Origin of the sequence: Polyangium fumosum (assembly GCF_005144585.1) — a bacterium.
GTDB classification, from domain to species: domain Bacteria; phylum Myxococcota_A; class Polyangia; order Polyangiales; family Polyangiaceae; genus Polyangium; species Polyangium fumosum.
In genome coordinates, this window is record NZ_SSMQ01000009.1 from 52,703 (window position 1) to 72,853 (window position 20,151).

Below are 20,151 nucleotides of genomic sequence, written 5' to 3' on the forward strand. Positions count from 1 at the left end.
CCCGATTTTTTAGGTCGACCGCGACGAACGGCGCTCGATCGGCGCGACGCACGTTTCCCCGAAGCGCTCGACATCGATGTGCCGAACGCCGAAGCACGCCGATTGAACGGCGCAACGCTCGCACGCGGGGACCTTCCGGCGAAACTCGACCGGCCCGGGGATGGGTTTGCCCGAGAGGACCCGTTCGTCGGCGTCGAACGCGCAGAGGGGCGGGCCGCAGGGCCCATCGAGCCCGCGCACCACGATCCCCAGGACAAACGCGCGATCGAGCGCCTTTCGCAGCGCGGCCCGGAGGCGCGCGGGATCCGGCACGATCGTCCCGACGAGCGCACGATCGAACGGCATCGTCGGGTACGAGATCATGAGATGCATCAGGCTCGGATGGCGGCCAAACGTGTCGTGGATGAAATCGGGCAACGCTCCGAGCGCGTCGATGCCCTCCGCCGTCGTCACGGCGTTCAGCGCGACCGGGATGCCCGCGTCGAGCAGCGCATGGATGCCCCGCACGGTCCGCTCGTGCGTGCCGGGCGCTCGCGTGATGGCATCCGAGACCGCGGGATCGCCGCTATGGAGCGAGACGAACGCCTGCGTGACGCCCGCCTTCGCGAGGCGCGAAGCATACCCCGGCTTGCTCGCCTGGATGGCGTTCGTCTCGAGCGTCACCCCGGTAAAACCGAGCGCGCGCGCTCGCTCCACGTAACGAATGAGCTCGGGGTCGAGCATGGGCTCGCCGCCCGAGACGATGAGCGCACGCGCGCCGGCCGCCCATAGGTCCTCGATCCATCGAACGACCTGCTCGGGCCCGTAGCGCCCCCAATCGCGGCCCTGCCAGCACATGCCGCAGTCCTGGTTGCAGCCGAAGCCCGTCCGCACGATACCCTCGGGCGGCTCGATGCCCGCCACGATCTGGCGGAAGAAGCCGAGCGGCACACCCACGGGCAGCCGCGCGAGCTCCTTTCCGAGCCCCGCGGCGCGCTCCCATCGCTCTTTCGTCGTCGCCACGACGAGCCGCGCCGCCATCGCCTCGAACGCCTTCGCCCACCGCGCGGCCTCGGGTACGCTCGAACAAACCTCCACCGTGGCTTTGCCCGCGGCCTTGTCCCAGCCGAGCCGCAGGCGCGCGATCGGATCCCGTTTCCCGAGCACGAGCTCGACGTGATGTTTGTCCGCATTCACGTCGAGCAGCGTGAGCCCGAACGCGGGCAGGTCCACGGGCAGCGACGGCGCGTTCACGATCGTCCGGGCGAGCTCGCGCTTCTTCGCGGCCGCCTCGCCCTCGACGCTCGGCGGATCCCGAAAGACGACGCCGTTTGTCTCGGCCACGTCCCGGCCGCGCGCGCGGCCCTTCGCGGCCATGGCGCGCTCGACGTCGTCCACCGTCACGAGCGCCGGATCGGCCGCGGACGAGACGAGCGCGAGCAACGTCTCGAAGAGCGTGAGCTCGTCCCGGCCCCCGCTTCGCCGGATGGATGCGGCCGCGAGCTCGGCGATGGCTCGGACACGTTTGTCCTGGAACCGCCATGGGCGCGCCGGCAGATACCCATAACGCGCGCTCGCGTCGTCCTCGGGGCTCTCGTAGGCGTCAGCGAGCAGCCCGTCGCGCTCGGCGAGATAGTAGAGCGCCGTGTCGGGATAAAGCCGCACGCGCGAGAGCAAGAGGTGCCCGCGAAGCTCGTGCATGCCGGTTTGTCGCATGCATGCGAGGTTTGTCCGGAGGTCCAAAAGCGTCGTCCACGGCGTGAACAGGATGAAGCCGAAGGCCGCGTGCGAGAGATCCATCGCGGGCGCGTATTCGGTGTTCCAGCGGCGGAGCGCTTCGAGGAAGCGGACGAGCGTCTCCTGCGTCGCGCCTTTGTTGAAGCGATCGAGCTCGGGCTGGGAGAAGTTCTCCACGCCGACGAGGAAAGGCGCGAGGCGGATCGACGAGCGCCGCGCGGACGCGAGCGCGCGCGTGAAGCGGGTCGTGTTCTGGAGCCACCAGTCGGCGCGTGATTCGATGAGCAGCGTGAAGGGCCCGAGCTTTTCGGCCTCGGCCGCCTCGACGAGCTCGGTGAGGTAATAAAACGGGTTCTGGTCGCGCAGGACGAGCGCCTCTATCTCCGGCGCGTTCGCGCGCAGATACCGGAGCTGGACGAGCGCCCAGGCGAGCGCCTCGTCGCGCGATTTGTGCTCGTAATGGTTGCCCGTGGTGCAGAACCCGCAGCCGCGGCCCGCGCCCTCGGGGATCTTCGTGCCCGCATAAAGCGGGTTCTCCCGCGCGTCGGCCTGGTACGGGCAGCCCGTGTTGCCCGTGATCGGAAACGAGGGGAACCGCGGGCGCGCGTCCGCGGTCGCGTACACGGGCCGGAGCAGCGGGGCATACCGCGGCAGCGGCTCATCCGGGAGCGCCCGGCCCGCGAGCGCGGAGAGGAGCGCGACCACCGCCTGTGGTTCTGCCGGACAAACGTGGTTCGCCGGCGCGTCCGAGAGGTCGTGCTCGCCGACGAGGCGGACGAACGTCGTTTCAGGCAATTCGCGGGCGAGCCGCGCGACGATCGCCGTGCTCCAGAGCCGCTCGTAAAGGATCGTCGGGTACGGGCGAAGCGCACGGACGAGCGCGTCCCAGGCCGCGCTCGCTTCTGCCTCTGCGCCGCGCGGCAGGTGCGCCACGACGAGGTCGCCCGGGATCCCCGCGGCGCGCATCGCGCCCGCGATGTGGTGGAGCCCCACGTCGTCGAGGAACGAGCGGTCGCGATGGCTATGCAAGCTGAGGACGGCCGCTGGCAGCGCGCCTTCGCCGCGCGCATCTTGGGCAGGCAGAGAGAGGGGCGGCACACCCGCCTCGCGAACGAGCGGCAAGGATCGCATCGGGGCCCGGAAGCCCGTAGGCTACACCGGGTGCGGCAGCCCGTCATCCTCCTCGGCAAAGGCGACGTCTCGCTCGCGGCGGCGGATGGGGACGTGCTCGTCGAGCCCGAAGGCGGCGGCCTCGAAGCGATCGAGGCGCTCTTGGCCCGGAGCCCGCGCGCGGCCGTCGTGACCTCGGGGGGAGACGAAGGTTTTTTCCGGGCGAGCCTGTGCCTCGAACGAGGCGTGAAGGCGGTGATCCTGCGCCGCGGTGCGTTCTCCGAGGCGCACGAAAAGGAGCTCGCCGCGCGGGCGCGGAGCTTCGGGCACGAGCTCTTCCTGCACGACGATTCGCGCGGATACGGGCGCGTGCGCGCAGGCGGCGAGCGTGTGCAGGTGGGCGCGCCCGAGGTCGCCGCGTGGGAAACGGCGGCACGCGGAGCGCTTGGGCAAAGCAGGCGGGCGGCCGCGATCGGCCTCGACGTGGATCCCGCCTGGGAAGAGGCCGCAGAGGCCGCGGAGCCGCTGCCCATGGACGCGCCCGTGCCGGGTTTGTCCGAGAACCTGGAGGAGGTCGCGTTCACGAACGGGGACAAACCCGTGCTGTATCTGGTGGTCCCCGCCCGCTCGCTCGAAGCCGCGCGCGCGCGGCACCCGGGCGCGGCGATGGCCCTCGCGCGCGCGGAGGCAGCGCCGCTCGCGGTCGAGGGCGCGACGGGCCGGCGCATCGAAGGCGCCTCGGGCGAGGCGACCGTGCATGCGTTTTTCTCGACCGACCCGGATCTCGCCGCGCGCGCGGCATCGCTCTGGGAGCAGGGTTCGTCCCGGAACGCTCTTGGGATCGGGGAGCTGCTCGGCTATCCGCCCTGCTGCACGGCCGCGTTCGTGGCGCTCGCCGATCGCCGGAACAACGCGGCGCTCGTGTACGTCACGGCCGCGCGCACCCGCGCGCTCGGCGCGTCGTTTCATCCGCTGCTCGACGTGGCCGTGCGGCGCGTCGTCCCCTTCACCCCGTGCTCGTTCGGCTGCGAACGCGCCGCGGCCGTGGCCTCGCGTGTCGTCGCCGCGCTCCCGCGCGTGCAAGCCGAGGCGCTCACCCGCGCGCTTACGCGGCCCGTGCTTTACCTCGACGAGGCGCGGGCCGTCGCGCTCGAAGGCGCCCGGGTGGACGGTGCCGCGCTCTCCTTCGAATCCGCGGTTTTCCTCCCCGCCCCGGCCCCGCTCGACCCCGACGGCGAGATGTTCGCGCGAAAGCTCTTGGGGGCATTCTTCAAGGGCGGCGGCACGCTCGTGTGCACGGACGATGGATTCGAGGTGCGCAGCGCGTCGTTCACGCGGCGCCTCGGACGAACCTCGCCGCGGCTCGGGGTGCTCTTGCCGTTCGGCAGGCTGTCCGGGTAAACCTCAGCCGAGATAGCCCGAACCGCCCGGAGTCACGTCCACGCGCCCTCGCTGGCCGCCCGGGGCCATCGCCGCTTGGTTGCGCCGCCCCACGGGCCGCGGCGGGATTTCGAGCAGGTACTTCGTCACGGTCGCCTTGTCGTACCGTCGCGACATCCAAAAAAGATCATACTCGTTGATCTTGTCGAGCGTGCGGATGCCAAGCTCGCCCATGCGCGCGAGGATTCGATTGCGCGACGCATCGATCACGTCGCGTTTCTCCTCCCATTTCAATCCGCCGATCTCATCGTACGCGAGCGTCACCTGGCCCGTCTTCAATCGGTCGAAGCCCGGGCGCAGCACGATGCCGGCGTCCTCCGGGTCGACGCCCATGCCGGGGAACAGGTAAAACCCCTGGAAACAGCCGACGATGTCGATCTCCTCGGCGAGCGTCTCCACGAGGTGCACCGTGGCGTCGACGTCCTCCTCGGTCTCGTGGAAATAGCCGGAGATGAAATTGACGCGGTTGATGATGCCGGCACGATGCGTATTCTGCAGCGTCTCGATGATGTCCCGCGAGAGCAGGCCCTTCTTCATCAATTCGAGAATCTTGTCGCTGCCGCTCTCGGCGCCGTAGTTGAGCAGGAGGCAGCCGGATTCGCGCATGAGCGCGGCGAGCTCGGCAGAGATGTCGGTGGGGCGGCAGGAGTCGGTCCATTGCAGGCCCGCCTTCGAATCGACGAGCCGCCGGCACATGCGTTCGAGCAAGCGCGGGCTCACGTTGACGAGGTTGTTCAGGAACATGAAGTCCCGCACCCCGTATCGCTCCGCGAGGGCCATGAGCTCGTCCGCGGTCTTCTCCGGCGACTGGACGTCGAGCCACTCCTTGGCGCTGCAAAATTCGCACTTCGCCGTGCACCCCTTCACGAATCCATAAGGGAGATACACGAAGGGCTCGATGGGCTCGCCGTGGTAGAGACCGTCCCGCGCGAGGGCGTCGAGCAGGCGCTCGGTGGGTTTGCCGCGGTAGAGGTCGAACGGGACGTCGTCGAAATCGGGCCGCGGCATGGCGTTGAGGTGCGAGCGAATGAGCTTGTTTTTCGTGACGCTCTCGCCCTCGCGGGACCAGACGCCCGGAATGTCGGCCGCGCGGCGATCCCGGTACGCTTCGAGGTGCAAGAGGCCGAGGAGCGGGACCTCGCCGTCGCCGTCGACCACGTAATCGAACGTTTTCGGGGTGCCAAGCGCACGGTCGCCGTCGACCTGATCCCGCTCGCCGCCGAGCACCGTGGGAAACCCCGTCCGCTCCTTGACGAGCCGCGCGAGGCACGCCGCGATGTTCATCTGGAAATGGCCGAAGTAATCGACGATGGAGAACCCGACCAGCGCCCGGCGGCCGGATGCAGCGGCGACCACAAGCTCTGGGCCGAAGGAATTCCACATGTGCTCGGCCGCCGCCGCGACGGCGGGGCTCTCGGCGCCGGCGAGCCAGCCGTCGACGGCGGCGTCGTCCACGAAGCCATCGAGCCGGTCGTCGGCGTGCGAGATCTGCAAGTCGAAGATGCGCGTGGAAAAACCGTGGCCGCGGGTGAACGCCGCGAGCCGCGCAGCCGCGAGCGAGGGCAATTCGAGCTCGTCGTAGCTGTTGCGATAACGCGGGACGTGCACGAGGACCATTTCGATCGGTCGGTTCGTCGCGCGCGTCGCATATCGTTCGACGCTCGCCTGCGCGAGGGCGACGGACGCCGCGGCGCCGGCGAGCGAGGCCGGCGAGGGCGTCTCCGCGATGCGCGGCGCCGCCAAGGCGTGGCGCGTCGCGACTTCCAAGGGGTTCGGGACGACGTCGAGCCGCACGGGGCCGTCCCGAAGGAGCGCCTTTCGCGTCAACGATGCGCCCTGCTTGCTCCAGCGACAAACCAGCGCGCCGCGTCGCATGACGACCTCGACCTCGAAGGGCCCCTCGCCCTGCATCTCCTCGTCGAGATCGACCTCGACGACGACGTCGCCGATACGCGCGTGGCAGACGAGCCGATCGGCGCCGACGGCCGCGACGGCCTCGGTCACTTCGAGCCCCCGCGCGGCGCCCGGAACGACCGCGTCCGCGAGCGCGAACGGGCCGGCGGCGAGGCGAGCGAGCCGCGCCGCGACGTCGGCAGGAAGCTCGAACGGGATGCGCGCGCCCGCGACGAAAGGCGTGCGCGTCGAGGCCGCGCGCAGGATGCGGCGGCCCGCCGGCGCGCGTACGGACAAACCCACGAGCGCGCCCATCGATTCACGCCGCGCTTCCTCGACGAGCGCGAGGAACATCGGTTCGAGCACGAGCGCGCCCGCGTCGATCACATCGGGAGACGCCGTGTCCCGAAGCGCCCGCGCGAGCGCCGTCGGGACGACGATACGAACGCCGGACGTCGCCGCGATGAGGGCACGCGCGGCGTCCTCCGGCACGTCCTCGCCGAGGACGAGGCAGCCGCCTTCGCCCGCGAGCTTGGCCGCGAGATCGGGCGCGCGGCGGACGGCTTCGGCCGCGGTCGTGGGCACGACACGCGCGGCGCGCGCGAGGCGCGCGAGGGGCGAGGCGACCCGAGGCGCCGATTCCGGCTTCCCGGCGACGGCGACGAGGAGAGCTTGCCGCTTGCCGTGCGCGTCCGTCATCCCGATCGACTCTACCACCACGAGGGGCGGAGGCGGATCACCACTCCACGACGAACGTGCAGCGAGGCGCGCCCTCGATGCGGCACCCCGGGACGTGCGTGATCGTGGCGCGTGGCTCGAACCGCTTCGCCATCCCGAGCACCATGCCGACCTCGGCCGCGCAGTCGTACGGCGTGTCGACGTTCATCTCGATCCGGCGGTCAGGGAGGGAAGCCCGGGCCAAGGCGTAATGGCCGATGCCTTCGAGCGTCGTGCCGTCCTTCGGGTCGAGCATCAGCCGGCCGCCGAGGCGATGCATGGCGTGGTAGGCGACGTCGATCGACGCGAGGGCCGCCTGGACGTCGCGGAGGTCCGGCGGGAAGGCGGCATTCGCCATGATGCTCTCGCCGCACTTGTAGAGCGCGTTCGGGCCGATCTCGCGCTTGATGCTGGCGAGCGTGGCGAGCCAGTCGCGCAGCGAAAACCACTCGTCGACGAAGGACGCGCCGCCCTTGCCGTCGTCCACGCAGATGCCGTGCTGCACGAGGATGCGATGCGCGAGCCGAGGGAAATTCTCGAAGGCGACGATGAACGGCAAGACGCCGTTGCGATGAACCTCGACCGAGCTGGTGGAGAGCACCGGACCACCTCCCTTCTTTCTCGCCGCACGCGCCGCGCAGGCCGCGATGCTACCAGCGGAACCCAGCCCGCGCAGCCCGCTCGGCGTGGAGCGAGGCGCGGGCACGATCCCCGGCGCGGTAATAGTGCTCGGCGAGGACCCCGTCCCGCTCGCCCTTCTGCTCCAGCCACGCCGCGGCGAGCGCGTGTCCGAGCGCGCGATCGGCCTCGGTGAGCATGCCGTAGGCCGCCTCCCGCACGAGCGTGTGGCGAAAGGCGAGCTCTTGCTCCCCGGCAAAACGGCTGCCCGCGTGAGGCACGACGAAGCCGCGATCGACGAGCACGCGGAGCCTGCCGCTCTCGGTCGTCGTGCGCGTGTGGCCGAGCAGCGCCGAGAGGCCGCCCGACCAGAAGACGTCGCCGAAGATGCTCGCCGCGCGCAAGGTGCGCCGCGCTTCGGCGTCGAGCGCGCCGATCTGCGTCTCCAGGAGCGAACGCGCCGAGGTGGGAAGCTCGTCGCCGCGCCCTTCGACTGCAGCACGCGAGAGCTCTTCGACGACGAGCGGCAGGCCCGCCGCGCGCTCGACGACGCGATCCACGCGCGCGGCCTCGGCCCGATCGCCGAGCCAGCCGCGCGCGAGCTCGACCGCGGCCTTGCGCGGAAGCGGCGCGAGCGGCATCACCTGCGTGAACGTCACGCCGGCCGTGTGGCCGAACTCGTCGAAGAGCTCCGGCCGCGCGAGGGCGAGCACGAAGAGCGGGCGATCGTAAAGCTCGCAAAGGACGTCGCCGAGCGCGTGGATGGAGCGCGCGTCGCACCACTGGAGATCGTCGATGAGCAGGAGCGCCGGGCGCCCCGCGCGGGCCATGGCGAGCGCTTCGGCGCAATCGACCGAGGCGTCGGCCGTCAAGCGCCCCGCCTGCGTGATCGCCACGTTCGTGATCCCGCGCGCCCGCGCCTCGCGCACGAGCTCGCGCCCGAGCCGCGATTTGCCGATGCCCGGCGGACCCGTCACCAGCACCGCGCGCGGCGAGACCTCTTCGAGGCACGCTTCGAGCGCCGAGAGCAGCGCCCCGAGCTCGCGCTCCCGGCCCACGAAAGGCGCGCCGAGGAGCATCACGGAGGCCTCGACGTACGTCCGCGCCGCCGTGATGTCGCGCATGCGCACCTCGCGCTCGGTGAGCGCAGGCGGCGCGCCCGAAGGTCGCTCCGAGATGGCCTCCTCGACGTCGATCGCGGCGAGCGCGCGCAGCACGGCCGCCGCGCTCTGCGGCCTCGACGCCGGGTCCTCGGTGAGCAGCCGCGCGACGAGATCGTCGAGCGCAGGCGGCACGTTCGGTACGATCGTGGAGAGGCGCGGCGCGGCCGTGTGCAGCACCGCGGAGAGGACCTCGCCCTCGCTCGCGCCCGCGAAGAGCCTGCGCTGCGCGATGCATTCGAAGAGCAGGCAGCCAAGCGCGAAGAGGTCCGTCCGCGCGTCGATCTCACCTTCGCCGCGGGCCTGCTCGGGGGCCATGTACCCGAGCGTGCCGATGACGAGCCCGTCGCATGTCAACGCGCGCGCGGGGCTCGTCGCGCGGGCGATGCCGAAGTCGAGCAGGCGCGCATCGTCGGGCCTGCCCGCGGCGAGCAGGACGTTCTCCGGCTTCACGTCGCGGTGCACGATCCCGAGCGCGTGCACGGCCTCCAGCGCCTCGGCGACGCGCGTCGCGATGTGGATCGACTCGGAGATCGTGAGAGGCGCAGGCTCGGCGAGGCGCTCGGCGAGCGTCATGCCTTCGAGCCACTCCATCACGAGGAACGGCTCACCCGCCTCGGTCGTACCGTGATCGAGGTACCGCACGATCGCTTGGTGATCGAGCGTCGCGAGGATGCTCGTCTCCCGCGCGAAACGCGCTGCGTCATCCGGCGTCGCGCCGCGGAGGATCTTGACCGCGACGGCCTTGCCCGTGACGCGATCGAGCGCGCGGAAGAGGCTCACTGACGCGCCGTGGGCGTCTCCGAGCAGCTCGTATCTCGCGCGTATCTCTCGATCCGCCATGGTGAGGGATGGGCCACCTCGCGCGCTTCGCGCCCCGCGACCACCCTTCGAGGGTAAGACGTTTTGCAGGCGATCGCGGCACTTTTTCCGGTCCGTCCGCACGCGCACACCGACCCTCCGGCGCGCGCGGGTGTGCCCGACAAAGCTTGTGTCGGTTCTCGTGGCCTACTAGAAACGTCCCCCATGATGCGAGGCGCCCTGAGTGACATCACGAAGGCCGTCGGTCGGACTCCCGTCGTCAAGCTGAACAAGGTGACCGAGGGGATCGCGAGCGACATCTACGTCAAGTGCGAGTACCTGAACCCCGGCGGCAGCCACAAGGACAGGGTCGCGATCAACATGATCCGGGACGCCGAGGCGGCCGGTCTCAAGCCGGGCGGCACGATCGTCGAGGCGACGAGCGGCAACACCGGCGCGGCGCTCGCGATGAACGCGGCCGTCAAAGGCTACAAGTGCGTCTTCGTGATGCCCGACAAGATGTCGCAGGAGAAGGTCGACACCCTGCGCGCGTTCGGGGCGAAGGTCGTCGTTTGTCCCACGGCCGTCGAGCCCGATGATCCGCGCAGCTACTACCAGGTCGCCAAGCGCATCGCGGAGGAGACGCCGAACTGCTTCTACGCGAACCAGTACCACAACCCCTCGAACCCGGGCGCGCACTACCTCTCGACGGGCCCCGAGATCTGGGAGCAGGTCGGCGAGGACCTCGACGTGTTCGTCGCGGGCATGGGCACGGGCGGGACGATCAGCGGCACAGGCAAGTACCTCCGCGAGAAGAAGGCCTCGATCAAGCTCGTCGGCGTCGATCCCGTGGGCTCGCTTTATTACGACTTCGTAAAGACGGGCCGCATCACGAAGCCCTTCAGCTACAAGGTCGAGGGCATCGGCGAGGACTTCTTCCCGAGCACGATGAACCTGGAGATCCTCGACGAGGTCATCCGCGTCGACGACAAGGAGTGCTTCCTGATGACGCGTGATCTCGTGCGTCTGGAGGGCCTGTTCGTCGGCGGATCCGGGGGCGCGGCCGTCGCGGGCGCGATCAAGTACGCGCGGCAGAGCGGGCGGAAGGAGAACATCCTGATCCTGCTACCCGACGCGGCCTCGAAGTACCTCGGCAAGATCTTCAACGACAACTGGATGCGCTCGAACGGCTTCCTCGAAGAAGAGAAGAGCCTCGGCACGGTGCGTGATCTGCTCGCGGGCAAACCCCTCGGCGAGGTCGTCTCCGCGCGGCCGCAGGACCGGGTCGGCGAGGTCATCAGCAAGCTGAAGACCCACGGGATCAGCCAGATCCCCATCGTCGACGAGGGCAAGCTCTGCGGCCTCGTGCACGAGGTCGACCTGCTCCGTCACCTCGTCGGCGGCAAGGGCAGCCTCGACTCGCACATCAAGGAGCTCATCGAGAGCGAGTACGCGACGGTCACCGTCGACACGAAGGTCGAGCTCTTGAAGGGCGTGCTGAACGACGCGCGCGTCGCCATCGTCACCGATGGCACGAAGGTCGTCGGCATCATCTCGAAGATCGATCTGATCGACTACCTGGCGAAGCGCGCGGCCGAGCCCGCGGTCTGAGCCTCACCTACCCCAGCCCTCCCTCTCCACGCGCCGGAGAGGGAGGGAGCACGGGACATCCTCTCAGCGGCCGCGCACCGTGGCGGCCGATTGTCCGAACAGAAGCTTTTTCGCCTCGTCGTCCATCGTCTGGCTCGGGTTCTGCACGAGCTCGCGGCCGACGTCGCGGCCGCGGTTGACCGCCGGGCGGGCCTCGATCGCGTCGAACCAGCGCTTCAAGTGCGGGAAATCGTCGAGGTTTTGCCCCTGCGCCTTCCACGGCACGACCCACGGCCAGGCGGCCATGTCCGCGATCGAATAGTCGCCCGCGAGGTAGTCACGATCCGAAAGGCGTTTGTCCATGACGCCGTAGAGGCGGTTCACCTCCCGGGTATATCGATCGATCGCGTACTCGATCTTCTCGGGCGCATACATGCGGAAATGGTGAGCCTGGCCGGCCATGGGGCCGAGCCCGCCCATTTGCCAGAAGAGCCATTGCAATGTCTCGGCCCGGCCGCGCGCGTCCTTCGGCAGGAAGCGGCCGGTCTTCTCGGCGAGGTAGACCAGAATGGCGCCCGATTCGAAGACGCTGATCGGCGCGCCGCCGCCCTCGGGGTCGTGATCGACGATGGCGGGCATGCGGTTGTTCGGGCTGATCGCCAGGAACTCGGGCTTGAACTGGTCGCCGCGGCCGATGTTCACCGGGACGACCCGGTATGGGAGCCCCACCTCTTCGAGCAGGATCGTGACTTTGCGGCCGTTCGGCGTGGGCCAAAAATGAAGATCGATCATCGTGCCTCCTCGGGCGCCGCGGGCCGGCGCGAGGACATCTTACCCCCGCCGAGGGACGATGCACGGAGCCGGGCGTCCGGAGCTCAAAACTCACCCATGAATCCGAGCGCCGGATAGACGATGAAGCTATTGTGGTCGAGGTCGCGCACGGGCTTGGCGAGCACCTCCAAGGTGCCGCTCGAGATGAGCTGCACCAGCGTGAGCTCGAAACCGAAAAATACGTGCTTGTAGCCGACGGCCACGCCGCCCTGTCCGCCCACGTAAAACGCATTTCCGCCGAACGACGCGAGCTCCGTGCGGCCCGCGATCGCCTTCGAGACGACCTCCGGGATCGCGAGCTTCAGCGACGTGCCGAAATGCGTGTACATGAACCGCGGCCCGCCCCAGAGCCGATACCAGCTCCCGTGCGTGCCGAATGCGATCGGAATGTCGACCTGATACCGCGAAAAATCCTCGAGTTCGATGATCTGGAGCGTGTCTCCGAGCGGTAGAGGCAAGACGTAATAGCCGAGCCCGAGCCCGACCGTGGCGTCGACGCCGTGCCGCTCCTTGTTCAAGAATTGATACCGGCCGCCCAGGCGAATGGAGCTCGTGGCGAAGCGGAGCGAGATTTCGAGGTTGTCGACGGCCGTATAACCGACGCCGATGTGCGGCGTCACGGAAGGCGGGTTCAGGAAGAGGCCGCCGGCCGCAGCGTAAATCTGATCGACCTCCGCCTGGGTGAGCTCGCGATCGTCGGCGGCATCGACGAGCACCGTGGCGACGTCGATGACGTCCGAAATCGGGCCTGTCGGCACCGAGACGTCCATCCCGATCTCGGCCTGCACGTGGCCTTTGGGCGCCACGTGCGCCGGCTGCATGCTGGAGAGCGCAGGCGCGCAGCCGGCAGCGAGAAAGGAGGCGAGAAGCGCACAAAAAGGCGTCGAGGTCGAGCGGAGGACAAGCACGACCCCGAAGGTATCAGGAAGGCAGCGAAATCAGGAAGACGCGACGACCGGCGGGCTCGCCCCGAAGAGCGGCGCGAAGATTCGCGAGAGCGCGGCGCTCGCGTCCTCGAGCGACGGAGGCATCTTGCCCACCGCCGAGAGCCGAAGGATGCGGCCATGGACCGGGACGTCGAACGAGACCATCCCCTCGCCGCGCGTGATCTCCTCGATCACGTCATCGAAATGGGGCTCACCCGTCACGACGCCAAGCGCCGCGAGCCAGTCGTGGTCGTACCCGGCCCCGGCCCCGGCCACGAGGAGCCCCTCGTCGCTCGCGAGCGCCAGGGCCTTGATCCGGTTCCGCTCGATCACGGCTTCGAGATACAGGCTGGCCGCCTCCTGGATCATCTCGCTCCGTTTCCTGCGTCGTTCCTTCGTCATGTAGGACAACCTCCCGTCGCGTACGACACGACACTACCTTGGAGGCCTCGCCGCGGCCAAAAATGGAGCGATCGATCCAGAGGCGAACGATCCGAGGGCGTCATCCGAAAAACCAGAGGGGACCTCTTCCGCGCGAGGTGGCAAGGGTCGTGACCAGGCGCGAAGAATTTGCCGACGTTCCGTAAGGCGAGCACGTGCGGAGGGGCGAACGATCCGCATGTAGGAGGCTGGTAAGCCGCAAAGAGGAAGAATACGATGCTCGGGATGTCCTTCCCCGTCCCAGCCGCGCGCGCCTCGAGGCATGCCTGCCAAGCGCACGTGTACGGGAACGAAGATGCCCGGCCAGCCGCCCGGTGTGGTGTGCGTCGCTGACTATGCTGCCGGAGAAGATCCCCGAGCTCATCGCATCTCGATATCGCGTCGTTCACCCCATTGGCGAGGGGAACATGGGGACGGTGTACCTCGTCGAGCACGTGTACACCGGCGAAGAGCTGGCGATGAAGGTGCTGCAAGCGCACGTCGGCACCAATGCGAAGCTCGTCAAGCGCTTCAAGCGCGAGGCCTGGCTGCCCGCCCGGATCCGCAGCGATCACGTGGTGCGCGTGATCGACGCCGACGTCGCCGCCGAGCTCGGCAACGCGCCGTTCCTTGTGATGGAGCTGCTCCGCGGCTCGGATCTCGAAGCCTACGTGCAGCGGATGCAAAAGGTGCCCGCCGCCGAGGTCGTGGGCATCTACTGGCAGGTCGCGGACGCGCTGAGCAAGGCGCACGCGCTCGGGATCGTCCATCGCGATCTCAAGCCCGAGAACATCTTCCTGCACGAGCACTACGACGGCCGCGTGATCGTGAAGGTGCTCGATTTCGGCATCTCGAAGATGGCCGGCGACGACGGCAACATCGAAGAGGCGCGCCTGACCCGCACGGGCGCGGTGCTCGGGACGCCGCTCTACATGCCGCCCGAGCAAGCCACCGGCGACACGCCGCGTGTGGGGCCCCCGGCGGACATGTGGGCGCTCGGGCTGATCGCGTTCCGGCTGCTCACGGGGCAGGTCTACTGGAAGGCCCACACGATGGCCGAGCTGCTCGTCGAGATCCTCACGCGGCCGATGGAGGCGCCGTCGGTCCGCGACGAGAGCCTGCCGACGTCGTTCGATGCGTGGTTCTTGCGCTCGTGTGATCGGGATCCGAAGAAGCGGTTCCCGACCGTGTGGGATCAGGTCAAGGCGCTGGCGGAGAGCCTCGGGATTGGGCCGCCGGAGAAGACTGAAGCGCAGCGGACGATGCTCACGGGCCAGGCGCCGAAGGTCGAAGGGGATCCGATCCGGATGACCGAGCACGCCGAGACGTTGCGCCCGCAGGCCCTGCCGAAGACGCCGAGCAACCCGCCGCCGGCAACGATGCCCTCGGGCGCGCTCGCGCGGTCGGAGCGGGAGCGGACGCACACGCGCCCCTCGTCACGCTCGCGGCACAACATGAAGAAGGTCGCCGAGGCCGAGGCGAAGGCCGAAGCCGAGGCGAAGGCGCAGCCGACTGCCGCGGCGAAGGGCTCGGAGCCGATGCAGGTGGGCATCGGGACGGTGCTGCGCGCGGGCACCGACACGCTGATGCCCGAGGGCGAGCGCCGGCAGCTCACGATCGTCTCGTACGAGCTTTTGCCCTCGACGGAGAACGCCTCGAAGCTCGATCCGCAGAAGCTGCGCGAGTCGATGAAGGAGTACGAGGACGCGTTCGCGCAGGTAATGAAGGGCTACAAGGGCCAGCCCGCGCAGCCGCTCGGCGAGGGACAGATCGCGTACTTCGGCTACCCGATCGCGCGCGAGGACGATGCGCGCAGGGCCGTGAGCGCAGCGCTCGAGCTCGTGGAGACGGCGCAGAAGCTGAACAGCCGCCACGACAAACCGCTGCTCGACGTGCGGGTCGGTGTGCACACGGGCCTCGTGCTGACGTGGGAGATCGTCGACGACGCGGCGACGAGCAAGCCGGCCGCGATCGCGGGCGCGACGCCGACGATGGCCTGGCGCCTGGCGAACCTCGGGCGGCGCAACACGGTGCTCATCAGCGGAACGACGTACCGGCTCGTGCGCAACTACTACCAGTGCGCGAGCCTCGGCCTGCGCACGCTGAAGGGGTACGCGCAGCCGGTCGAGACGTACCAGGTGAGCGACGAGAGCGGCGCGAAGAGTCGCATCGAAGGCATGACGACGGGCCGGCTCACGCCCATGGTCGGCCGCGATCTGGAGCTCGGCCTGATGCTCGATCGCTGGGCCCGCGTGGAAGAGGGCTCAGGGCAGTTGCTCCTGATCTCGGGCGAGGCGGGCATCGGCAAGTCGCGCCTGACGCGCGTGTTCCGCGACAGACTCGAAGCGTCGCCCCACACCTGGGTCGAGACACGTTGCCTGCAAGATCAGCGCGACCGCTCGCTCTTCCCGATCGCGGGCCTCGTGAACCAGCTCTTCGTGCTGGTCCCGCGTGACAGCCCCGAGGAGAAGATCAGCAAGATCGAGCGAGCGCTCACGCACTACGGCTATCCGCTGCCGGAGGTGATGCCGATCTTCGGCGCGCTGCTCGGCCTGCCGGTCTGGCATCGCTACCCGCCGACGGCGATGAGCACGGAGGATCAACGCACGAAGCTGCAAGAGGTGCTCTTCAGCGCGATCGACTCGCTCGCGCGGCGCCGTCCGCTCGTGATCATGTTCGCGGATCTGCACTGGGCCGATCCCGCGACGCTCGCGATCCTCGGCGACATCGTGCACGACCTGCCGACCGTGAGCGTGATGCTGCTCGGAACAGCGCGCCCCGGGTTCGTCCCGCCGTGGCCCGCGCGCTCGCACGTCAGCACCGTCACGCTGAGCCGCCTCACGCCGAAGCGCGTGAAGATGATGGTCGAGGAGATCACGAAGGGGAAAGAGCTGCCCTCGGAGGTCTTCGATCAGCTTGTCGAAAAGACGGACGGCGTGCCGCTCTTCGTCGAGGAAGTGACGAAGATGCTGCTCGAATCGGGGCTGCTCGAAGAGCGCGGCGGTCGCTTCGAACTCACGGGTCCGCTGCCCGCGTTCGCGATCCCCGCGACGCTGCGCGACTCGCTCATGGCGCGCCTCGACCGGCTCGGCTCGGCCAAACGCGTGGCGCAGCTCGGCGCGATCCTCGGCCGCGAGTTCACCTACGACCTCATCGAGGCCGTCTCGCCGATCGATCCGGCGACGCTCCAGCGCGAGCTCGATCGGCTCGTCGAAGCGGACGTGCTCTACCAGCGCGGCCGCATCCCGCGCGCGACGTACACGTTCAAGTACGTGCTCGTGCAGGACACGGCGTACGAGTCGTTGCTCCACAACACGCGCCAGGCCTACCACCGCAAGATCGCGCAGGTGCTCCTGCAGCGCTCGATGGCGGCCTCGCAGCTCGGCGACGCGAAGGGAAACCGTGATCCGAGCGCGAGCGGCAACCAGCCGTCGCAAGCGGGGAGCGGCGAGAAAAAGGTTCCCTCGGACGACCCTCGGCCGCCTCAAAAAGACGTGAAGGAAGTGCTACGCGGGCTCATGAAGGACAAACCCGAGGAGAGCCCGCTCGGCAACGTGAAGGACCTGAAGAAGCGTCCCTTTTAGCGAGACATGAAGGCAATTCGAGTCGATGCGTTCGGGCCCCCGGCCGAGGCGGTCCGTTTCCTCGAGGTGCCCGAGCCGGAATCGCCGCGCGAGGGCGAGATCACGGTCTCGGTCGAGGCGACGCCGATCAACCCGTCGGACCTCTTGATCCTGTCAGGCATCTACGGCGCGCTGCCGCGGCTGCCCACCGTGCCCGGGAAAGAAGGCGTGGGCCGCGTGATCGACGTGGGCCCTGGCGTGCGCGGGATCGAGCGCGGCATGCGCGTGCTCTTGCCGATCGGCGCGGGTGCGTGGCGCGAGCGGGTGAAGGTCCTCGCCGAGGACGTGATCCCCGCGCCGGAAGGCGTGCCGGCCGCGCAGCTCGCGATGGCGACGTTGAACCCGCTCGCTGCGCATTTCCTGCTGACGGCGCTCGTGAACCTCGGGCCCGGCGACTTCCTCGTGCAGAACGCGGCGAGCTCCGCGATCGGCCGATGGATCGTCACGCTCGCGAAGGAGCGCGGCATCAAGACGGTGAACGTGGTGCGGCGCGCGTCGCAGGTGAATGCGCTGCGCGAGCTCGGCGCGAACGTGGTGCTCGTCGACGGCGCAGAGCTCGGCAAGCGCATCACGGCAGCGACGCGCGGCGCGTCGATCAAGCTCGGGCTCGACGCGGTCGCGGGCGGCGCGACGACACGCATCGCGGGTTGTCTCGGCCGCGGCGGCACGGTCGTGAGTTACGGGATGCTGAGCGGACAGCCGGGGCACATCGCGACGAACGACCTCGTGTTCCGCGACATCCACCTGCGTGGCTTCTGGCTCGCCTCGCACCTCGCGACGATCCCGAAGGAGGAGCTGCGCGAGCTGTGGAAGCGGCTCGCGGGCCTCGTCGCGAGCAGCGCCGTCGCCGTGCCGGTGGAGGCGACGTACACGCTCGATCGGATCAAGGAAGCCGTGACGCACGCCGAGCGCGAAGGCCGCAGCGGCAAGATCGTCCTCGTCCCGCAGGGCGGCTGATCAGGCGCGCGCGACGATCGCGGAGAGGAGCCGTCCGCTCTTCGCAGCGTCGCGTCGATACGAGAACCAGCGCTCGGCGTCGCACACGGTGCAGCCGCGGACATCGTCGATGCGCGCGGGCTCGACGCCCGCGGCCGTGAGCTGCGCGCGGACGATGCGGCGAAGATCGACGTGCACGCGCGCACGGCTGCGATCGACGACGTCGTCACCTGCGTCCGACGCGCCGAGGAGCGAGGCCGCGACGTCGTCGCCGACTTCGAAGCAACAGGACTCGATGTGCGGGCCGATCGCCGCGACGATGCTCGGCGAAGGCGCGAGGGTGCGAAGGACGGCGACGCCTGCAGCGGTCGCGTTCGCCACGGTGCCGCGCCAGCCGCTGTGCACGGCGACGACGGCGCCGCTCTTTCGATCGGCGAGCAAGACGGGCACGCAGTCGGCCGAACGCACGCCGCACGCGACGCCGTGCGTGCGCGAGGCGGTGATGTCGCCGTGGCGCTTCACGACCTCATCGCGGTCTTCGGTGCCGTCGAGGATGTGCGCGTCGGTCCCGTGAACCTGGCTGAGGATGTAGAGGCGCGGCAGGGGCACACCCAGGGCCGCGGCGCAACGACGAATGTTCTCCTGCACGGCGGCCGGGTCGTCCCCGGTGGCGGCAGCGGCCACGTTGAGGGAGTCCCACGGGGGAAGGCTGACCCCGCCCGAGCGCGTGAAGAACGCGTGGCGGAAGCCCTCGGCGTCGAGAAGTGCCGAGAAAACAGGGCTCGGCGCGCCCGCCAGGGGGGGCCCGGAGGGGGGGGCGTCGAGGGGGCTGCCGAGGGCTTCGACTGGGGGGTTACCGGAATCCCGGGTTGGCGTGGGGCGTTGGGACGCCTGCTCTCCATTCGGGCTTTTCACGGATCTTCCTCGCCGGACGTGAGGCTGTCATGGACGAGCGAGGCCGGCGAGGTGATATTTTCCCGCTGAAGCTCCGATGCGCCCGCAAGACCCGAACATCGGCCGAGACATTCTGGGCGGTCAGTTCCAGATCCTGCAGAAGATCGGCTCGGGCGGGATGGGATCCGTCTACAAGGCCGCGCAACCGGCGATGAACCGGATGGTGGCCGTGAAGATCCTCCATCCGAAGCTCGCGAACCGCAAAGACCTCGTCTCGAGGTTCCGCCGCGAGGCGCGCGCGATGAGCCACCTGACGCACCCGAACACGGTGAAGGTGTTGCTCTACGGCGAGCTCGAGGACGGCTCGCTCTACATCGTGATGGAGTACCTGGAGGGGAAAAACCTCAACCAGATCGTCCGCAAAGAAGGGCCGATGGGCCTCGACCGCGCGATCCCGGTGCTCATCCAGGTCTGCGGCGCGCTGCAAGAGGCGCACTCGCAAGGGATCGTCCATCGCGACCTGAAGCCCGAGAACATCTTTTTGTCCACCAACGGAGGTCTGCGCGACTTCCCGAAGGTGCTCGACTTCGGCCTCGCGAAGGTCACCGAGCGCGAGCTGCGTCCAGGCTCCGTGATGCTCACGCAAGAGGGCATGGTCTTCGGGACGCCGGAGTTCATGTCGCCCGAGCAAGCCCAGGGCAAACCGCTCGACGCGCGCAGCGACATCTACTCGCTCGCGGTGATCCTCTACGAGATGCTCACCGGCAAGCTGCCGTTCGACGCGCGCACGCCGATGGAGTTCATCCAGCACCACGTGACGAAGCCGCCGCTCGCGCTGGAGACGCGCGTGCCGGGAAAGACCTTCCCGCAAGGGCTCGGCGCGGTGATCGCGAAGGCGCTCGAGAAACGGCCGGAGGATCGATACACGACGGCCGCGGACTTCGCCGACGCGCTGAAGCCGTACGCGCCGGGCGGAGGCAAGGGTTTCTCCGGGCTCTTCCCCGCGAGCAGCATGGAGGTGCTCGAGAAGGCGTCGCGCTCGCACGCCGAGCTCGCGCACGTGCCGGAGCAGAAGCCGGAGTCGCAGCGGCAGCCCCCGCCCGCGCCCGCGCCCACCCCCGCGTCGTCGCGGCAGGGAGGAGGCGCATCCGCGCCGGCGGCGATGGATGGCGCGCCCTCGAACCGCAAGCCGAACGGCGCGAATCCGATGACGAGCACGGGCAACCCGCTCTCGTCGCCAAGGCCGATGCCATCCCCCCACGCGGTCCGGCCGCCGACGAAGTCCGGGACCAATGAGGGTCCGTCGTCGCTGCGCATCGCGCCGCCGGTGTCGAGGCCGGCGCCAGCACCTGCGCCCGTCGTCGTGAAGGGCAGCCCATCGACGCTGACGCTCGTCGGCGTGGCGGTGGGCTTCTTGATCGTCGGCGTGCTCCTCGCGGTCATCGTCCTCAAGCTGCTCCGCTAGCGGACGATCTG

General features: G+C 69.2%; 13 protein-coding genes. 5 read left to right on the forward strand and 8 right to left on the reverse strand.

The annotated features are described in order from the left end of the window. Window positions 1–9 precede the first annotated feature (9 nt). Window positions 10–2,814, reverse strand: a complete 2,805-nt coding sequence (locus tag E8A74_RS10940) for a radical SAM family protein (protein WP_170229042.1) — start codon at window positions 2,812–2,814, stop codon at window positions 10–12. Between the two features lie 63 nt (window positions 2,815–2,877). On the opposite strand from E8A74_RS10940, the gene E8A74_RS10945 reads away from it, so the two are divergent. Continuing rightward, the gene (locus E8A74_RS10945; RefSeq protein ID WP_136928907.1) at window positions 2,878–4,227 is read left to right on the forward strand and encodes a hypothetical protein; all 1,350 of its coding nucleotides are present in this window, start codon (window positions 2,878–2,880) and stop codon (window positions 4,225–4,227) included. A gap of 3 nt (window positions 4,228–4,230) precedes the next feature. On the opposite strand, the gene E8A74_RS10950 is transcribed toward E8A74_RS10945, so the two are convergent. The 3 genes from E8A74_RS10950 to E8A74_RS10960 are packed head-to-tail and all read right to left on the reverse strand — an operon-like array spanning window position 4,231 to window position 9,497. After that, window positions 4,231–6,858, reverse strand: coding sequence for a B12-binding domain-containing radical SAM protein (locus E8A74_RS10950; protein ID WP_136928908.1), 2,628 nt, complete (start codon window positions 6,856–6,858; stop codon window positions 4,231–4,233). 37 nt (window positions 6,859–6,895) lie between these two features. Then, window positions 6,896–7,477 (reverse strand): hypothetical protein, encoded by a 582-nt coding sequence (locus E8A74_RS10955; RefSeq protein WP_136928909.1) that lies wholly within the window; start codon window positions 7,475–7,477, stop codon window positions 6,896–6,898. A 49-nt stretch (window positions 7,478–7,526) separates the two neighbouring features. Then, window positions 7,527–9,497: a serine/threonine-protein kinase gene (locus E8A74_RS10960; RefSeq protein ID WP_136928910.1), complete on the reverse strand. Its 1,971-nt coding sequence runs from the start codon at window positions 9,495–9,497 to the stop codon at window positions 7,527–7,529. Between the two features lie 183 nt (window positions 9,498–9,680). On the opposite strand from E8A74_RS10960, the gene E8A74_RS10965 reads away from it, so the two are divergent. Then, window positions 9,681–11,066, forward strand: a complete 1,386-nt coding sequence (locus E8A74_RS10965) for a cystathionine beta-synthase (RefSeq protein WP_136928911.1) — start codon at window positions 9,681–9,683, stop codon at window positions 11,064–11,066. 63 nt (window positions 11,067–11,129) lie between these two features. Here the strand turns inward: E8A74_RS10965 and E8A74_RS10970 are convergent, their stop codons facing one another. The 3 genes from E8A74_RS10970 to E8A74_RS10980 form a co-directional block, all read right to left on the reverse strand. After that, window positions 11,130–11,837: a glutathione S-transferase N-terminal domain-containing protein gene (locus tag E8A74_RS10970; RefSeq protein WP_136928912.1), complete on the reverse strand. Its 708-nt coding sequence runs from the start codon at window positions 11,835–11,837 to the stop codon at window positions 11,130–11,132. Window positions 11,838–11,920: 83 nt separating this feature from the next. Next, the gene (locus E8A74_RS10975) at window positions 11,921–12,697 is read right to left on the reverse strand and encodes a hypothetical protein (RefSeq protein WP_211365332.1); all 777 of its coding nucleotides are present in this window, start codon (window positions 12,695–12,697) and stop codon (window positions 11,921–11,923) included. A 117-nt stretch (window positions 12,698–12,814) separates the two neighbouring features. Further along, window positions 12,815–13,204, reverse strand: a complete 390-nt coding sequence (locus E8A74_RS10980) for a hypothetical protein (RefSeq protein ID WP_136928913.1) — start codon at window positions 13,202–13,204, stop codon at window positions 12,815–12,817. Between the two features lie 374 nt (window positions 13,205–13,578). Between E8A74_RS10980 and E8A74_RS10985 the strand changes: the two genes are divergently transcribed. Next, complete coding sequence (locus E8A74_RS10985; RefSeq protein ID WP_136928914.1) at window positions 13,579–16,806, forward strand: protein kinase domain-containing protein; 3,228 nt, start codon at window positions 13,579–13,581, stop codon at window positions 16,804–16,806. Between the two features lie 6 nt (window positions 16,807–16,812). Continuing rightward, window positions 16,813–17,802, forward strand: a complete 990-nt coding sequence (locus tag E8A74_RS10990) for a zinc-dependent alcohol dehydrogenase family protein (RefSeq protein ID WP_136928915.1) — start codon at window positions 16,813–16,815, stop codon at window positions 17,800–17,802. Here the strand turns inward: E8A74_RS10990 and pgeF are convergent, their stop codons facing one another. Further along, window positions 17,803–18,579 carry a peptidoglycan editing factor PgeF gene (gene pgeF, locus E8A74_RS10995; protein ID WP_136929037.1) on the reverse strand — a complete coding sequence of 259 codons (777 nt, stop codon included), beginning with the start codon at window positions 18,577–18,579 and terminating at the stop codon, window positions 17,803–17,805. A 193-nt stretch (window positions 18,580–18,772) separates the two neighbouring features. Here pgeF and E8A74_RS11000 point away from each other — a divergent pair, with 193 nt between their 5' ends. Beyond that, the gene (locus tag E8A74_RS11000; protein WP_136928916.1) at window positions 18,773–20,140 is read left to right on the forward strand and encodes a serine/threonine-protein kinase; all 1,368 of its coding nucleotides are present in this window, start codon (window positions 18,773–18,775) and stop codon (window positions 20,138–20,140) included. Window positions 20,141–20,151 lie beyond the last annotated feature (11 nt).